18 protein-coding genes are annotated in these 15,299 nt (G+C 68.7%); 3 read left to right on the top strand and 15 right to left on the bottom strand.

Annotated features, from left to right (window positions below; all coding sequences use genetic code 11):
• The first annotated feature begins 42 nt into the window (after positions 1-42).
• Positions 43-1,323 carry an NAD(P)/FAD-dependent oxidoreductase gene (locus MKL01_RS29220; RefSeq protein WP_243908681.1) on the top strand — a complete coding sequence of 427 codons (1,281 nt, stop codon included), beginning with the start codon at positions 43-45 and terminating at the stop codon, positions 1,321-1,323.
• A gap of 46 nt (positions 1,324-1,369) precedes the next feature.
• Here MKL01_RS29220 and MKL01_RS29215 read toward each other — a convergent pair whose 3' ends face one another.
• Together MKL01_RS29215 and MKL01_RS29210 are read right to left on the bottom strand one after the other, a co-directional pair.
• Entirely contained in the window at positions 1,370-2,239 is an 870-nt protein-coding gene (locus MKL01_RS29215; protein ID WP_243908680.1) for a formate/nitrite transporter family protein, read from the bottom strand.
• Positions 2,240-2,285: 46 nt separating this feature from the next.
• Complete coding sequence (locus MKL01_RS29210; protein WP_243908679.1) at positions 2,286-3,026, bottom strand: competence/damage-inducible protein A; 741 nt, start codon at positions 3,024-3,026, stop codon at positions 2,286-2,288.
• Between the two features lie 81 nt (positions 3,027-3,107).
• On the opposite strand from MKL01_RS29210, the gene sfsA reads away from it, so the two are divergent.
• Positions 3,108-3,821: a DNA/RNA nuclease SfsA gene (sfsA, locus tag MKL01_RS29205; RefSeq protein ID WP_243908718.1), complete on the top strand. Its 714-nt coding sequence runs from the start codon at positions 3,108-3,110 to the stop codon at positions 3,819-3,821.
• Here sfsA and MKL01_RS29200 read toward each other — a convergent pair.
• Positions 3,808-4,668 carry an FkbM family methyltransferase gene (locus MKL01_RS29200; protein ID WP_243908678.1) on the bottom strand — a complete coding sequence of 287 codons (861 nt, stop codon included), beginning with the start codon at positions 4,666-4,668 and terminating at the stop codon, positions 3,808-3,810. The genes sfsA and MKL01_RS29200 overlap by 14 nt on opposite strands.
• A 115-nt stretch (positions 4,669-4,783) precedes the next feature.
• Here MKL01_RS29200 and MKL01_RS29195 point away from each other — a divergent pair, with 115 nt between their 5' ends.
• A complete protein-coding gene (locus MKL01_RS29195) occupies positions 4,784-5,548 on the top strand; it encodes an alpha/beta fold hydrolase (RefSeq protein WP_243908677.1) in 765 nt (254 codons plus the stop codon).
• Between the two features lie 4 nt (positions 5,549-5,552).
• Here MKL01_RS29195 and MKL01_RS29190 read toward each other — a convergent pair whose 3' ends face one another.
• The 12 genes from MKL01_RS29190 to sufB all read right to left on the bottom strand — a co-directional run bounded on the left by MKL01_RS29190 (position 5,553) and on the right by sufB (position 15,272).
• Positions 5,553-6,314, bottom strand: a complete 762-nt coding sequence (locus MKL01_RS29190) for an ABC transporter permease (RefSeq protein ID WP_243908717.1) — start codon at positions 6,312-6,314, stop codon at positions 5,553-5,555.
• 14 nt (positions 6,315-6,328) lie between these two features.
• Positions 6,329-7,264 (bottom strand): ABC transporter ATP-binding protein, encoded by a 936-nt coding sequence (locus MKL01_RS29185; protein ID WP_243908716.1) that lies wholly within the window; start codon positions 7,262-7,264, stop codon positions 6,329-6,331.
• A 146-nt stretch (positions 7,265-7,410) separates the two neighbouring features.
• The gene (locus tag MKL01_RS29180) at positions 7,411-7,665 is read right to left on the bottom strand and encodes a hypothetical protein (RefSeq protein WP_243908676.1); all 255 of its coding nucleotides are present in this window, start codon (positions 7,663-7,665) and stop codon (positions 7,411-7,413) included.
• Positions 7,666-7,950: 285 nt separating this feature from the next.
• Entirely contained in the window at positions 7,951-8,262 is a 312-nt protein-coding gene (locus MKL01_RS29175; protein WP_243908675.1) for a hypothetical protein, read from the bottom strand.
• 276 nt (positions 8,263-8,538) lie between these two features.
• Entirely contained in the window at positions 8,539-8,856 is a 318-nt protein-coding gene (locus MKL01_RS29170; protein WP_243908674.1) for a hypothetical protein, read from the bottom strand.
• Between the two features lie 226 nt (positions 8,857-9,082).
• Positions 9,083-9,280: a hypothetical protein gene (locus tag MKL01_RS29165; protein ID WP_243908673.1), complete on the bottom strand. Its 198-nt coding sequence runs from the start codon at positions 9,278-9,280 to the stop codon at positions 9,083-9,085.
• Between the two features lie 265 nt (positions 9,281-9,545).
• Positions 9,546-9,929 (bottom strand): SUF system Fe-S cluster assembly protein, encoded by a 384-nt coding sequence (locus MKL01_RS29160; RefSeq protein ID WP_243908672.1) that lies wholly within the window; start codon positions 9,927-9,929, stop codon positions 9,546-9,548.
• A gap of 52 nt (positions 9,930-9,981) precedes the next feature.
• Positions 9,982-11,226 carry a cysteine desulfurase gene (locus MKL01_RS29155; protein ID WP_243908671.1) on the bottom strand — a complete coding sequence of 415 codons (1,245 nt, stop codon included), beginning with the start codon at positions 11,224-11,226 and terminating at the stop codon, positions 9,982-9,984.
• A 185-nt stretch (positions 11,227-11,411) separates the two neighbouring features.
• The gene (locus MKL01_RS29150; protein ID WP_243908670.1) at positions 11,412-12,734 is read right to left on the bottom strand and encodes a SufB/SufD family protein; all 1,323 of its coding nucleotides are present in this window, start codon (positions 12,732-12,734) and stop codon (positions 11,412-11,414) included.
• 3 nt (positions 12,735-12,737) lie between these two features.
• Positions 12,738-13,490 (bottom strand): Fe-S cluster assembly ATPase SufC, encoded by a 753-nt coding sequence (sufC, locus tag MKL01_RS29145; protein WP_243908669.1) that lies wholly within the window; start codon positions 13,488-13,490, stop codon positions 12,738-12,740.
• A gap of 44 nt (positions 13,491-13,534) precedes the next feature.
• Positions 13,535-13,792, bottom strand: a complete 258-nt coding sequence (locus tag MKL01_RS29140) for a hypothetical protein (protein WP_243908668.1) — start codon at positions 13,790-13,792, stop codon at positions 13,535-13,537.
• 10 nt (positions 13,793-13,802) lie between these two features.
• Complete coding sequence (gene sufB / locus MKL01_RS29135; protein ID WP_243908667.1) at positions 13,803-15,272, bottom strand: Fe-S cluster assembly protein SufB; 1,470 nt, start codon at positions 15,270-15,272, stop codon at positions 13,803-13,805.
• Positions 15,273-15,299 lie beyond the last annotated feature (27 nt).

Raw genomic sequence — 15,299 nt, 5'->3', positions numbered from 1 at the left:
GACTGCGCCGGCGTTCCCGACGATGGTGAGAGCGGAGACGTCATGGCGGACAGGGCGCGGATCGTGATCGTCGGCGGCGGCGTCGCCGGCATCGAGGTCGCCACCCACCTTGGGCGGGGCGGCCGCGCCGACGTGACCCTGGCCGACCGCAGCCTGTCCCATGTCTGGAAGCCGATGCTGCACACCTTCGCGGCCGGCACGGCCCGGGCCGACCGGCAGAAGGTGGATTTCTTCGCGCAGGCACGGCGCAACGGCTTCCGCTTCCAACCCGGGGCCCTGGTCGGCGTCGACCTGCGGACGAGGCGCGCCCGCCTGGCCGTGGAGGCCGCGGACGGGCACCCGGAGGTGGACCTCGCCTACGACCTGCTCGTCCTCGCCATCGGCAGCCGCGCCAACGATTTCGGCACGCCGGGCGTGGCCGCGCACTGCCTGACCATCGACGATCTGACCGAGGCGGAGGCGTTCCACACCCAGTTGCGCCGCCATCTGCTGGCGCGGCTCGATCGCGGCGGGATGCTGGAGATCGCCATCGTGGGCGGGGGCGCCACCGGGGTCGAGCTGGCCGCCGAGCTGAAGCACGCCATCGACCTGCTCTCGGCCTACGGCTCGCCGGATATGCCCGGGCGCCTGCGCCTGACGTTGCTCGAGAGCGGCCCGCGCCTGCTGCCCGCCTTTCCCGAACGCGTCTCGCGGGCCGCCACCCGTACCCTCGCGGATCTCGCCGTCGCGGTGCGCACGAACGCGATGGTCACCGGGGCGGATGGCGCGGGCTTCACGTTGAAGGACGGCAGCCGCGTCCCGGCCGGGCTGAAGGTCTGGGCGGCGGGCGTGAAAGCGCCTGACGTGCTCGCCGGTCTCGACGGACTGGACCGCTCGCGGACCGGGCAGCTCGTCGTCGGCCCGGATCTGCGCACGACCGGCGATCCGGCCGTCCTCGCCCTGGGCGACTGCGCCAGCCTCACCGATCCGCATTCCGGCAAGCCCGTCCCGGCGACCGCCCAGGCCGCCCGGCAGATGGCCCAGCACCTCGCCCGCCATCTCGGCCGCGCCCTGGCCCGGGGTGGCACGGTCGCGGCGGAGCTTCCGCCGTTCCGTTACGTGGAGAAGGGCGCCATCGTCTCCCTGGCCGACTACAACGGGTGGGGTACCCTGGGCCGCTACACGTTCGGCGGCGGCCGCCTGAACGGGCTCTCCGCGCGGCTGACCCACGACCTGCTGTATCGTCAGCACCAGATCGGCCTCTACGGGCCCCTGCGCGGGACCCTGGCCTGGCTTCTCGATGATCTCGATCAGCTGATCGGGCCGCCCGTCCGCCTCGATTGAGCCGGGCTGCCGGGATGATCGCAGCGCCCGCAGCCCCCGTACCGGGTCAGTCGGTGCGCTCGCCTTCGACCGCCTTGGTCTCCTCCACCTCCGGCGCCACCTGCCCGTAATTCAAAACCGCCACCAGAGTCGCCCCGCCGAAGGCGTTGCCGAGCAGGGTCGGCAGGAAGAACTTCAATCCGTAATCGCCCATCGAGGCCGCGCCGGTGACCACCAGATAGAAGGCCTCCACGGAGCCGGCGACGATGTGCGCGAGGCTGCAGAGCGCTACGAGCCAGGTCATCAGCAGAATCACGAAGGGGGCCGCGCTGCCGGTGGCCGGGAGGAACCAGACCATCAGTGCCACCATCCAGCCGGCGAAGATCGCCTTCACGAATGTCGACCAGAACTCGTGCGCGATGGCGTCGTGGCTGATCTCGGCGAAAGCCTTGAGCACCGGCGGCTCGAACGCGCCGGAATGGGCGATCACCGTCGCGATGGTCAGGGTGCCCAGGATGTTGCCGGACAGGACGATCGCCCAGAGCCGCACCACCCGCACAGCCGTCTTCACCGAGCGATCGTGCAGCAGCGGCAGGATCGGCGTGATGGTGTTCTCGGTGAAGAGCTGCTGGCGTCCGAGCACGACGACCAGGAACCCGACCGCGTAGCCCATCGAGCTGACGATCTTGGCCCAGTCGGTTTCGGGCAGGTGGCTGCGCAGGACGCCCGGCACGATCAGCGACAGGGCGATGCTGAGACCGGCCGAGAAGGCGGACAGGAACAGCGCCAGACCGTGGCGCCGCAACTCCTCGTCGCCTTCCAGCCGGATGACCTCGTGCAGGACGTAGGCGTCCGGCCGGCCGATCTCCGAGACTTCCTTGAGCAACTCGTCCCGCCGGGCCGCCGGATCGGCCCGCTTGTTCTTGTCCCGCACCATCCGCTCAGCCTCGCTACGCCACTCGATCCGATCGGATGTCCGATTGTCAGGCTGACAGCCGCGCCAGCAGGTCTTCGACCGCGTCCCGCGCCTCGGCGAGCGCCTGGGCGTCGCGGCTGCGCACGACGATCCGGTTGCGGAAGCCCTCCGGCGTCATAGCCGGGTAGGACCCGATCGATACCGCCGGCCGCGCCTTCGCGATCTCGCCGAGGCCGCCCGCGTAGCTGCCCTCCGCCAGGCCGGCCGCCTCGATCGTCTCGGACAGCATGGTGGCGCCGCCCTTGAGGGTCGGGGCGATCGAATCGAGCATGGCCTGCATGATGCTGGGCACGCCGGCCATGACGTGGACGTTGCCGATCCGGAAGCCCGGCGCCTTCGAGACCGGGTTGGCGATCAGGTCGGCCCCGAACGGGATCCGCGCCATGCGCAGGCGCGCCGCGTTCAGGTCCTCGGGTTTGTGCCGCTCCAGCAGCATCGCGCGCGCCCGCTCGTCGATGTCGATGCCGACGCCGAAGGCTTCGGCCACGCAATCGGCGGTGATGTCGTCGTGGGTCGGGCCGATCCCCCCGGTGGTGAACAGATAGGTGTAGCGGGCGCGCAGCGCGTTCACCGCCTCGACGATCATCGGGGCCTCGTCCGGCACGATCCGCACCTCGCGCAGGTCGATCCCGGCGGCGGTGAGGAAGTCGGCGATGGTGCCGATGTTCTTGTCCTTGGTGCGGCCCGAGAGGATCTCGTCACCGATGACGAGGATCGCGGCCGTGATGGGGTCGGAAGGCTGGTTCATGGGCTCGGACGTCGTGCGGGGCTGACAGGCAGAGAGCGCGACCGTAGCGTGGTCCGCGACTACGTGAACCCCGGGGACCCGATGCAGTTCGCCGCGCCGCTCCTGCCGGGACGGCTCGTCCAGCGCTATAAGCGTTTCCTGGCCGACATCGACACCGAAGGCGGCGGGGTGACAGTCCATTGCCCCAACCCCGGGGCGATGATCGGGCTGAACACGCCGGGCGCCCGCGTGCTGATGTCCCGCTCCGCCAATCCGGCGCGCAAGCTGCCGCTGACCTGGGAACTCGTGGAGGCCGACCTGCCCGGCGGCCCGCAATGGGTCGGCATCAACACCCTGCGCCCGAATGCCCTGGTCGCCGAAGCCTTCCGGGACGGCGCGATCCCGGCCCTCGCCGGCCACGCCGTCCTGAAGCCGGAAGTCAGGTACGCGCAGGCGAGCCGCGTCGATTTCCTGGCCAGCGGCGCAGCGTCCGGGCCCTGTCATGTCGAGGTCAAGAACTGCCACCTGATGCGCCAGCCCGGGCTCGCGGAGTTCCCGGACTGCAAGGCCGCCCGCAGCGCCCGGCACATGCGCGACCTCGCCCAGGTGGTGGCGGAGGGCGGCCGGGCGCTGGTCGTCATCGTCGTGCAGATGCACGCGGACGCCTTCGACGTCGCCCGGGATATCGACCCCGTGTTCGATCGCGCCTTCCGGGAGGCGCGCGCGGCGGGCGTGGAGGTCCGCGCCTATCGCTGCGCTGTGCAGCCGGAAGGCGTCGCCATCGCGGACGAGATTCCGGTGATCACGCCGCCGTAGGGCGATCCGCGGCCCGGTCGGCCGGGCGCTCGAACATCAGGTTCAGCCGTGAGCGCGCAATCTCGCGATAGCCGTAGCCTTCGAGGTGCCTGGGCAGGTCGAGCTGCCACTGCCCGGTGCCGTTCTCGATCAGGAGGATGCGCGGCAGAAGCGTCTCCGGCGCCTCGCGCAGGAACGGCTCCAGGATCAGGTCCTCGGCGCCCTCGACATCGAGCTTGACGGCATCGACCCGGGTCAGGCCCTCGCGGTGCAGCAGGTCGAGGAGCGTCACCGCGGGCACGGTGATCCGGGCACCCTGGTTGGTGCCGACGATGCGCAAGCTGGATTCGCCGCGGTTGCGGGGGTCGATGAACAGGGTCAGCTCGCCGGCCTTGTCGGCCACCGCGCAGGCGACGGCCTTGACCGTGTGGAACGGGTTCTGGGCGATGTTGTAGGTCAGCCGGTCGAACACGTCGGGCTGCGGTTCCACCGCGACGATCCGGGCACCCGGCCCGGAGAAGGCGGCCACGCACAGGGCGTAAGCGCCGACATTGGCGCCGATGTCGAGGAAGACGCAGTCGCTCGGCAGGCGGGCCTGCAGCAGCGCCCGCTCCTCGGGGTCGAAGAACTGCGGGGTGAAGAGCACCTTCTTCTCGCAGTTGTTGTTGTAGGGGTGCAGCCGCATCCGCGCGCCGTAGCGGGTCACGTCGAGGGGCTTGCCGCCGAGCCGCGCGATGGCGATCCGGCGCAGGAACAGCGCGAGGCGGCGCCCATACCAGGACTCGGCCGGGATCCGGTTGGTGCGGCGGGTGATCGCCGCCACGAGGCCGGCCGGTTCGTAGGTGCCGTAGGGCTGCATGTCCGTCATGACCGGGGCGGTTTGCCAGCCGGCGCCGCGACCCGCAAGCGGATCGATCCGCGTTGCCCCGGCGCACCCGTCTGGCTAAAGCCGTGGCCAAGCTGATGAGCACGGGTTGCGCGGCATGGACTCCTTCGAATCCGACGGCGTGCGGATCGCCTATATCGACGTCCCGCCGGCGGAAGGCGGCGGCACGCCGATCCTGCTGATCCACGGCTTCGCGTCGAACCATGCGGTCAATTGGGTCAACACCCAGTGGGTGAAGGCCCTCACCCAGGCCGGCTACCGGGCGATCGCCCTCGACAATCGCGGCCACGGCGAGAGCGAGAAGCTCTACGATCCGGCCGCCTACAGCTCGGAGGCGATGGCGGGCGACGCGGTGCGGCTGCTCGACCATCTGGGCATCGCGCGGGCCCACATCATGGGCTATTCGATGGGCGGCCGGATCACCGCCCACATCGCGCTGGACCATTCCGACCGGGTGCGCTCCGCGCTGATCGGCGGCCTCGGCATGCATCTCGTCGAGGGCAAGGGGCTGCCGTCCGGCATCGCCGAGGCTCTGGAGGCCCCTGCCGGCACCCCGGCGCCGAACCCGACGGCCGCGGCGTTCCGCATCTTCGCCGAGCAGACCCGGAGCGACCTGCGGGCGTTGGCCGCCTGCATGCGGGGCTCGCGCCAGACCTTGAGCCGGGCGGAACTCGGGCAGATCGAGGTGCCGGTGCTGGTCTCGGTCGGGACCCTCGACACGGTGGCGGGTTCGGGACCGGGGCTCGCTGCGCTGATGCCGGACGCCCGGGCGCTCGAGATCGAGGGCAAGGACCACTCCACCGCGGTCGGCGCCAAGCCGCACCGGGACGGCGTGCTGGCCTTCCTCGCCGCGCAGCCCTGAGCCTTCAGCTCTTCAGGCGGTATCCCGTGCGGAAGATGTAGGTGACGAGGCCCAGGCACACGCACAGGAACAGGGCGGTCATCCCCAGGCTGACCGCGATGCTCACGTCCCCCTTGCCGAAGAACGCCCAGCGGAAGCCGCTGATCAGGTAGACGACGGGGTTGAGCAGGCTCACCGCGTGCCAGAACGGCGGCAGCATGCCGATGGCGTAGAAGCTGCCGCCCAGGAAGGTCAGCGGCGTCACCACGAGGAGCGGCACCAGCTGCAGCTTCTCGAACCCGTCCGCCCACAGGCCGATGACGAAGCCGAACAGGCTGAACGTCACCGCGGTGAGAAACAGGAAGGCGATCATCCAGAGCGGGTGGTCGATCCGCAGCGGCACGAACAGCGCCGAGGTCGCCAGGATGATCAGCCCGATCAGGATCGACTTCGAGGCCGCCGCGCCGACGAAGCCCAGGACCACCTCCAGCGGCGAGATCGGCGCCGACAGGATCTCGTAGATCGTGCCGGCGAAGCGCGGGAAATAGATGCCGAACGAGGCGTTGGAGATGCTCTGCGTCAGCAGCGACAGCATGATCAGGCCGGGCACGATGAACAGCCCGTAGGGCACGCCGTCCACCGCCGAGACCCGTGAGCCGATCGCCGCCCCGAAGACGACGAAGTAGAGGGTCGTCGAGATCACCGGCGCCAGGATGCTCTGGCCGGCGGTGCGCCAGAATCGGCCCATCTCGAACAGGTAGATGGCCCGGACCGCCGGCCAGTTCATGCCGAACCCCGCGCTCATGCCCGTGCCCCCTCCTCGCGGACCAAGCCCACGAAGATGTCCTCCAGCGAACTCTGCTCGGTGTGGAGGTCGTTGAAACGGATGCCCGCCGCCGAAAGCCCGGTCAGCAGGCCGGTGATGCCGGTGCGCTCGGCGCGCGTATCGTAGGTGTAGACCAGCTCGTTCCCCTCACCGGCGAGCGCCAGTGCGTAATCGGCGAGTTCCGGGGGCACGGCGGCGATCGGCTTCTGGAGGTGAAGGGTGAGCTGCTTGCGGCCGAGCTTGTGCATCAGCGCGGCCTTCTCCTCGACCAGGATGATCTCGCCCCGGCGGATCACGCCGATGCGGTCGGCCATCTCCTCGGCCTCCTCGATGTAGTGGGTCGTGAGGATGACGGTGACGCCCTGCTGCCGGAGGTCGCGCACGAGGCGCCACATGTCCTGACGCAGCTCCACGTCGACGCCCGCCGTGGGTTCGTCGAGAAACAGGATCCGGGGCTCGTGCGACAGGGCCTTGGCGATGAGGACACGGCGCTTCATCCCGCCCGAGAGGGTCATCAGCCGGCTGTCGCGCTTGTCCCAGAGGGAGAGCGCCCGCAGGATCCGCTCGATATGGCCCGGATCAGGCTTCAGCCCGAACAGGCCGCGGGAGAAGCTCACGGTGTTGAGCACCGTCTCGAAGGCGTCGGTGGTCAGCTCCTGCGGGACGAGCCCGATCGCCCGGCGCGCGGCGCGGTAGTCGCCGGCGATGTCGCGGCCATCGACCAGAACCGTGCCGGAACTCGCCGTCACGATGCCGCAGACGATGTTGATCAGCGTGGATTTGCCGGCCCCGTTCGGGCCGAGCAGCGCGAAGATCTCTCCCCGCTCGATGGCGAGGTCGATGTCGCGCAGGGCGGTGAAACCCGACTTGTAGGTCTTCGACAGCTTCGAGATGGAGAGGATCGGCATCAGGGCCTGGGATCAGCGGGGGATGCGCGGCCGCAGCCGGCATTCCGGTGCGCCGCCGGGGTCGGCCACATCGGACACGGGCGGCCTATAGCATGCCGAATCACCGGCGCTCACCGGGCCCATGTGCGCGAGCGCACCGCCGGGATTTTCTATGCGAGCGGGTCGCCGAAGCGTTCCACCATCGCCAGGCAGGCGCGGCGGCGCTCCCTGTCGTCGATCCGCGCGAACGCGGCCAGCAGGGCCGCGCATTCCGAAGCGTTCGGTCCGGAGGATCCCGGAACCCAGGCCATGCGATGTCGGAAGGCCGTGACCGGAATGTTCAGCGCCCCGGCGATCTGCCGGAGCAGCCGCTCCCGCTCGTCCGCGGCGGTGGCGTCGAGGTCGGATCCTCCAACGTCCGTCATGATGGCGTCAACACCAATCCCACAGCAGGGCGCCGGAGGGCGCGTCATGGCAAGCCAGCATCGCTCGCAGCGATGCTCAGCGCGACCATTCACAGATTCATCGCGGGTGCAACCTACCGTTATGTTCGGATGTGTGGGAACCGAGCTTAGCCGGTAGTCTGCGCCGGTGACCACTGGCGCATCCCCTTCGGTACAGAACAGTTTTTATCAGAGACGCGGTGATTTCCGGGGCTGTTCGTCCGTCATCGGATGCAATCGCGAGTAGCGCGACCACGTCGATCCGAACTAAGCTGCTCGCCGAAGCGTGATGAGGGCGACGAGCCCGAAGAGCGTTGCGGCGCCGAGAAACCGGCGCCAGGGATTCACGCCCCGGAGCAGCTCATCGAGCGCCCACCAAGCGAGGGCAAGGTCGGCGCCGACCGACAGCCAGGATGCGAGCGTCGGGGTGCCGCGGGTCGCCCAAGCCGCCAGCGTGAGGGCGCCGAACAGCCAGAGCGGCAGGTTCGGCCATTGGGCGATCGTGATCGCACCCGTGGTCCGGTCGCGGAAGACCCAGTCGAAACCGCGTCCGATCGGTCCGGTCCGCTCCTGATCCATCGTGTGCAGCCTCCCTGACGCGCCCTGGACCGGCCGTGCCGTGCCGTGCCGTGCGGGTCGTTAACCGATAGACAACCTTAATAAACGGAAACCGTCGGTAAATCCCTAACGGAAGCTGAAAGGACTCGCGAAAAATCCGTTAATGCGGTGATCTTCAGCAGCCGGGCAGCGATGACGCGGCGGGGCACAAGTGAAAGATCATGAGCGCGCGCCTCGAAGACTTGAAGTTCATGCTCACGCTCAGCGCGGTAGTGCTCTTCGGCAGCGGCCTCGACGTCATCCTGCGCTGACGGGGCGGCCGAGATCGTCTCGGACAGCACGTCCGCTGCGCACGATCGCGCGGCCGAGCGCCGAACGCGCGGTGGATTCGCCCGCCGCCAGCGTCCGGCCGGAGGTCGCCTGCAGGGTGAGCGTGCGCCCACCGGTGGCAGAGGTCCAGCGGGACCGGACAAGGACGGGAATCGACGGTGGCAACTGCCCGGACCGCAGGAAGCTGCGCAGTTCGCCGGCCTTCGCCTGGCGCTCGGCCCGGATCTTCACCGCGGCGATCACGAGGCCGATCAGCCCGGCCGTCTCCAAGAGCGCCGCGATCACATAGCCCGAAGCCATTGGAAACCACCACCCGCATCGAGGAAGGCGCCGCAGCGTCGCGGCATGACCTGATCTGCGCCGTCATGGTTAGCGCAGCCTTAACGGCCCCGTAGAAGCCTGCAGATCGCAAGAGGCCGGCGGGTTCGACTAATCTACGGGGGGGCGCCTGTATTCTAGCCCGACTGTCGAATGTCCTTCGACCTGCGGACTGATCTTCCCGCGCCCCGCATCAGCATTCGGCAGGCTCCGATGAGATTGCCTCGGGCGCTCCGGCGATGCGGCGCGTGATGCGGGCCGCGATCATCGCGCGGGGGGCGGGCTCGGCGGGTCGGTGGACGGCGCGCCGGTACCGGGGATGCGGACGATGATCTTCGCTCTCGCGCGACACGACCTTGTCGCCCTCGAGAACATCGTCGGTCCCAGGCATCGGCCGGCGTCCGGCCACCGATGAGATTTCTCGGCACGCCGGCATGGCGACGCTTCAGCAACCGTCGACCCGGCACGCGCGCCGTTGTGGCGGTGCTGCGGTCCGTGATCGGCAGCGCCATCGGGTCCGCCCGTTCGACGCGTACCGGCGTGCCATGCTGGCTCCGGGTCGAGACGGCAATTCCGGAGGCCCGGGCTGCCGGCTTCGGGCGGAGTTCGAAGAGTCGGCGGAAGGCCGGCGCCTTCGAGCCGCCCCCCGTTCCGCGCTACCACATATCGAGGGCGACGCGGGCCTCGTCCGACATGCGGCTCTGGTCCCACGGCGGGTCGAACACCATGGTCACCGTGCAGGACTGGACGCCCGGCACCGCGCTCACCGCGTTCTCCACCCAGCCGGGCATCTCGCCCGCCACCGGGCAGCCGGGGGCCGTGAGGGTCATATCGATGGCGACCTTCCGGTCGTCGTCGATGTCGACCTTGTAGATCAGGCCGAGTTCGTAGATGTCGGCCGGGATCTCGGGATCGTAGACGCTCTTCAGCGCCGCGACGATGTCGTCGGTCAGACGGTCCAGTTCCGCCTGCGGGATCGCCGAGGCGCCGGCGACGGCGGGGGCGTTCATGCCGCCGGTGATGGTGGCGTCGGTGGTCATCGCTTCACTCTCCCCGGGCCCGTGCGGACGGGACCCGCCTCAGCGCAGGTTATCAGGTGAACAGCATCTCTGCTCTGCCGAGCGCCTCGGCAAGGGCGTCGATCTCGGCGGTGGTGTTGTAGAGGCCGAAGGAAGCGCGGCAGGTCGAGGTGACGCCGAAGCGCGTGAGCAACGGCATGGCGCAGTGAGTCCCGGCCCGGACCGCGACGCCCTGGCGGTCGATCACCGTGGCGATGTCGTGGGCATGCGCCCCCTTCATCTCGAAGGCGATCACGCCGCCCTTGCCCGGGGCGGTGCCGATGAGGCGGAGCGAATTCATCGCCCCGAGCCGCTCCTGGGCGTAGGCCGTGAGCTTGGCCTCGTGGGCCGCAATCGCCTCGCGCCCCAGGCTCATCATGTATTCGAGCGCCGCGCCGAGCCCCACCGCCTCGATGATCGCCGGGGTCCCGGCCTCGAACCGGTGCGGCGGATCGTTGTAGGTGATCGCGTCCTGGCTGACCGTCCGGATCATCTCGCCGCCGCCCTGGTAGGGCGGCAGGCGCTCCAGCCATTCCTTCTTGCCGTAGAGCACGCCGATCCCGGTCGGACCGTAGACCTTGTGACCGGTGAAGACGAAGAAGTCACAGTCGAGCGCCTGGACATCGACGGGCTGGTGGACGGCGCTCTGCGCCCCGTCGAGGAGCACCGGCACGCCGTGGGCGTGGGCGATGCGGACGATCTCGGCGGCGGGCGTCACCGTGCCGAGCACGTTCGACATGTGGGTGATCGCCACCATCCGGGTGCGGGGCGAGAACAGCTTCTCGTATTCCTCCACCAGGAAGTTGCCCTGGTCGTCCACCGGTGCCCACTTGATCACGGCGCCCCGGCGCTCGCGCAGGAAGTGCCATGGCACGATGTTGGAGTGGTGCTCCATGATCGAGAGGATGATCTCGTCCCCCTCCCCGATCAGCCCGGCCCAGCCCATCGACGACGCCACGAGGTTGTAGGCCTCGGTGGCGTTGCGGGTGAAGATGATCTCGTCGGTGGAGGCCGCATTGAGGAACTGGCGGGTGGTCTCGCGGGCGCCCTCGAAGCCTTCGGTGGCGGCGTTCGCCATGTAGTGAAGGCCGCGGTGCACGTTGGCGTAGCCGGTCTCCATGCAGGACACCATGGCGTCGATCACCGCCTTCGGCTTCTGCGCCGAGGCCGCGTTGTCGAGATAGACCAGGGGCTTGCCGTAGACCTGTTGGGCCAGGATCGGGAAGTCCCTGCGGACCGTCTCGACATCGTAGGCGGGGGTGAGGACGGGTGCGTTCATCGCTTCTCACTCACAGGACGCCGTCCCTTCGGACCGGACGGACCCCCTCCCCCGTGCGGGGAGGGTCAGGGTGGGGGTGGTTCGGGAGGCGCCGAGCTTCATCCGGCGCAACCCCCACCTCCGGCTCCTCCCCGCGAGGGGGAGGAGACTGCGTCGCGTCTCCCAGGACGGGCGACGTGCGGACGCTACGCGCGCGTCTTCAGCCAGGCTTCGATCTCGCCGATCAGCGCCTCGCGAGCACCCGCGTGCGTGACCGCTTCCACAGCCTCACCCACGAAGGCCTGAACCAGCAGGCTCTCGGCGACGGGACGCGGCAGGCCGCGGGCCATCAGATAGAACAGCAGGTCCGGATCCGGCGCGCCGCAGGTGGCCCCGTGGCCGCAGGCGACGTCGTCGGCGAAGATCTCCAGCTCCGGCTTGTTCATCATCTGCCCCTCGTCGGTGAGGAGCAGGCAGTCGGACTTCATCTTGCCGTCGGTCTTCTGGGCGACCTGGCGGACGATGATCTTGCCCTGGAACACCCCGGTGGCGTCGCCGTCGATGATCCACTTGAACTGCTCGCGCCCGACACCGCCGACCGCGGCGTGGTCGGCGAGCAGGGTGGAGTCGGCGAGCTGGCCGTTCCGCAGCATCGCCGCCCCGTTCACCACGACGTTGGTGTCCTCGCCGGCGACGTGAACGTAGATCTGGTGGCGCGACAGCACCGCCCCGGTCACGAGGTTCACGGTCTCGACCTGCGCCTCGGCCTCGACCTTCAGCGAGAGGGTCGAGAGCGCGATGGTGGCGTCGCCCTCCTTGTTCAGGCGGGTGTGCCGGAACGCGGCCCTGGGTCCGACCACCACGTCGAGGGCGTCGTTGGGCTGGGCGGTGAGGCCGTCGGGGCCCTCGTGGCTCTCGAGCAGGGCGAATTCCGCGGCCTCGCCGAGCTCCACCAGTACGCGCGTCGCGGTCGAGAACGGCCGGTCGCCGGTGCCGACGAAACGGAGGTGCAGCGGCCGCTCCGGCTTCGCGCCGGGCGCGACCGCGATCAGGGCCCCGTCCGCCAGGAACGCGGTGTTGAGCTGATAGACCGGGTTCTCCCGGGCCTGCGCGACCGGGGCGAGCTGCTTCAGGGCGGGGTCGCCCCGGGACAGCGCCTCGTTCAGCGGCACGACCCGGACGCCCTCCGGAAGGCGATCGAGGTCGGACAGTTCGCGGACCAGATGGCCGTTCGCGAAGGTGAGGCGCGCGGCCTCGATCCCGCTGAAGGCCGTCGCCCGCGCCACCGCGGCCTTGGCGGCGTCGAGGCTCGGCGCCTCGGCCGGCGGAGCGGCCTCCGTGATGGCGGCCCGCAGGTCCGTGTACTTGAACGCCTCGACCCGGCGGCTGGGCAGGCCGGTCGCCTCGAAGAAGCGGAACGCCTCCTCGCGGGCGATGGCCTCCTCGGAGGCGAAGCCCTGGCGGGCCGCCTCGAACAGCTTCGACAGGCCGGCCTCGGCGGGGGAGCGGAGGTTGGTGACGTCGGCCATGGCTCAGGCGGCCTCGCTGGTGCGGTACTCGGCGTAGCCCGACGCCTCGAGTTCGAGGGCGAGGTCCTTGCCGCCGGTCTTCACGATCTGACCCTTCGACATGACGTGTACGGTGTCGGGCACGATGTGGTTGAGCAGCCGCTGGTAGTGAGTGATGACCAGGAACGAGCGGCCCTGATCGCGCAGGGCATTCACCCCCTCGGAGACGATGCGCAGGGCGTCGATGTCGAGGCCGGAATCGGTCTCGTCGAGCACGCAGAACTTCGGCTGCAGCAGCGCCATCTGGAGGATCTCCATGCGCTTCTTCTCGCCGCCGGAGAAGCCGACGTTGAGGGCGCGCTTGAGCATCTCCTTGTTGATCTCCAGCTTGTCGGCCGCGCCGTTCACCGCCCGGATGAAGTCGGGGGTCGACAGCTCCGCCTCGCCGCGCGCCTTGCGCTGCGCGTTCAGGCAGGCCTTCAGGAACGTCATCGTGCCGACGCCGGGGATCTCCAGCGGGTACTGGAAGGCCAGGAAGATACCGGCCGCGGCGCGCTCGTCGGCGGCCATCTCCAGAACGTTCTGCCCGTCGAGCAGGATCTCTCCGTCGAGGACCTCATAGTCCTCCTTGCCGGCGATGACGTAGGAGAGGGTCGACTTGCCCGAGCCGTTCGGCCCCATGATCGCCGCGACCTCGCCGTCGTTCACGGTCAGGTTGAGGCCATTCAGGATGCGGTTGTCCTCGATCTGCACGACGAGGTTCTTGATTTCCAGCATGTCTTCGTAGTCCTAAGAATCAGATGTTGGTCGGTCTCGGACCGTCAAAGGAATTTCTGAAGCGCCGTTATCACGGTAACTGCGGCACCGATGATCGCGCCGATCTTCACCGTCATGCGAAGCTCGAGTTCGCGGAGCGAAGCCTCGATATCTTTCTTCAGTTCCGTGAGATCGGCCTTCGTCGCCGTATCGGCAAGGATCATGTCGCGCGCCAGTTCGGCGTGCGCCACGGCCTGTTCGCGTCCGACACCGACTTGTTCCACTCGCTGCGTGAACGTGAGGGTGTCGAACGCGTAGGTCATGGCCGCGGCATCAGCCCACCGAGCCCTCCAGGCTGATCGAGATCAGCTTCTGGGCCTCGACGGCGAACTCCATCGGCAACTGCTGCAGCACGTCCCGGACGAAGCCGTTGACGATGAGCGCGGTCGCCTCCTCCTCGGAGAGGCCGCGCTGCTGGCAGTAGAACTTTTGGTCCTCGGAGATCTTCGAGGTCGTCGCCTCGTGCTCGAACACCGCCGAGGCGTTCTTCGACTCGATGTACGGCACCGTGTGGGCGCCGCACTGGTCGCCGATCAGCAGCGAGTCGCAGTTGGTGAAGTTCCGGGCATTGGTCGCCTTCCTGTGGGCCGAGACGAGGCCCCGGTAGGTGTTCTGCGAACGGCCCGCCGAGATGCCCTTGGAGATGATCCGGCTCGTGGTGTTCTTGCCGAGATGGATCATCTTGGTGCCGGAATCGACCTGCTGCATGCCGTTCGACACCGCGATCGAGTAGAACTCGCCGCGGGAATCGTCGCCGCGCAGGATGCAGGACGGGTACTTCCAGGTGATCGCCGAGCCGGTCTCGACCTGCGTCCACGAGATCTTCGAGCGGGCGCCGCGGCAGTCGCCGCGCTTCGTGACGAAGTTGTAGATCCCGCCCTTGCCGTCGTTGTCGCCCGGGTACCAGTTCTGGACCGTCGAGTACTTGATCTCGGCGTCGTCAAGGGCGACCAGCTCGACCACCGCGGCATGGAGCTGGTTGTCGTCGCGCTTCGGGGCGGTGCAGCCCTCGAGGTACGAGACGTAGGAACCCTTGTCGGCGATGATCAGCGTGCGCTCGAACTGGCCGGTATCGCGCTCGTTGATGCGGAAGTAGGTCGACAGCTCCATCGGGCAGCGGACGCCCGGCGGGATGTAGACGAAGGAGCCGTCCGAGAACACGGCCGAGTTCAGCGTCGCGAAGAAGTTGTCGGTCGCCGGCACGACGGAGCCCAGATACTTCTGCACCAGCTCCGGATATTCCTGCACGGCCTCGGAGATCGGCATGAAGATCACGCCGGCCTTCGAGAGCTCCTTCTTGAAGGTGGTGGCCACCGAGACGGAGTCGAACACGGCGTCGACCGCGACACGACGCTCGGGCGCGATGCCTTCCAGCACCTCGACCTCGCGGAGCGGGATGCCGAGCTTCTCGTAGGTCTTCAGGATCTCGGGATCGATCTCGTCGAGCGACATCGCCGCCGGGCGCTTCGGCGCCGCGTAGTAGTAGATGTCGTTGTAGTTGACCTTGTCGTAGGAGACGCGGGCCCATTCCGGCTCCTGCATGGTCAGCCAGCGCCGGTAGGCGTCGAGGCGCCATTCCAGCAGCCACGCGGGCTCGTTCTTCTTGGCCGAGATGAAACGAACCACGTCCTCGGAGATGCCCTTCTCGGACTTCTCCATCTCGATGGTGGTCTCGAACCCGTACTTGTACTGGTCGAGATCGATGGAACGGACCCGGTCGATGGTTTCCTGCACGGCAGGCATCAGCGTCTCCTAGGCATCTCCGGCGTC

The sequence above is a fragment of the Methylobacterium sp. J-070 genome (assembly GCF_022829385.1).
GTDB lineage: Bacteria > Pseudomonadota > Alphaproteobacteria > Rhizobiales > Beijerinckiaceae > Methylobacterium.
This window is presented reverse-complemented; position numbering and strand designations above follow the sequence as displayed.

Coding starts and splice junctions, on each gene's coding strand:
- sufC (WP_243908669.1), bottom strand. CDS start 13,490: ATGCTGGAAATCAAGAACCTCGTCGTGCAGATCGAGGACAACCGCATC.
- sufB (WP_243908667.1), bottom strand. CDS start 15,272: ATGCCTGCCGTGCAGGAAACCATCGACCGGGTCCGTTCCATCGATCTC.
- MKL01_RS29200 (WP_243908678.1), bottom strand. CDS start 4,668: ATGACGGACATGCAGCCCTACGGCACCTACGAACCGGCCGGCCTCGTG.
- MKL01_RS29140 (WP_243908668.1), bottom strand. CDS start 13,792: ATGACCTACGCGTTCGACACCCTCACGTTCACGCAGCGAGTGGAACAA.
- MKL01_RS29175 (WP_243908675.1), bottom strand. CDS start 8,262: ATGGATCAGGAGCGGACCGGACCGATCGGACGCGGTTTCGACTGGGTC.
- MKL01_RS29195 (WP_243908677.1), top strand. CDS start 4,784: ATGGACTCCTTCGAATCCGACGGCGTGCGGATCGCCTATATCGACGTC.
- sfsA (WP_243908718.1), top strand. CDS start 3,108: ATGCAGTTCGCCGCGCCGCTCCTGCCGGGACGGCTCGTCCAGCGCTAT.
- MKL01_RS29155 (WP_243908671.1), bottom strand. CDS start 11,226: ATGAACGCACCCGTCCTCACCCCCGCCTACGATGTCGAGACGGTCCGC.
- MKL01_RS29165 (WP_243908673.1), bottom strand. CDS start 9,280: ATGCCTGGGACCGACGATGTTCTCGAGGGCGACAAGGTCGTGTCGCGC.
- MKL01_RS29150 (WP_243908670.1), bottom strand. CDS start 12,734: ATGGCCGACGTCACCAACCTCCGCTCCCCCGCCGAGGCCGGCCTGTCG.
- MKL01_RS29210 (WP_243908679.1), bottom strand. CDS start 3,026: ATGAACCAGCCTTCCGACCCCATCACGGCCGCGATCCTCGTCATCGGT.
- MKL01_RS29180 (WP_243908676.1), bottom strand. CDS start 7,665: ATGACGGACGTTGGAGGATCCGACCTCGACGCCACCGCCGCGGACGAG.
- MKL01_RS29160 (WP_243908672.1), bottom strand. CDS start 9,929: ATGACCACCGACGCCACCATCACCGGCGGCATGAACGCCCCCGCCGTC.
- MKL01_RS29190 (WP_243908717.1), bottom strand. CDS start 6,314: ATGAACTGGCCGGCGGTCCGGGCCATCTACCTGTTCGAGATGGGCCGA.
- MKL01_RS29220 (WP_243908681.1), top strand. CDS start 43: ATGGCGGACAGGGCGCGGATCGTGATCGTCGGCGGCGGCGTCGCCGGC.
- MKL01_RS29215 (WP_243908680.1), bottom strand. CDS start 2,239: ATGGTGCGGGACAAGAACAAGCGGGCCGATCCGGCGGCCCGGCGGGAC.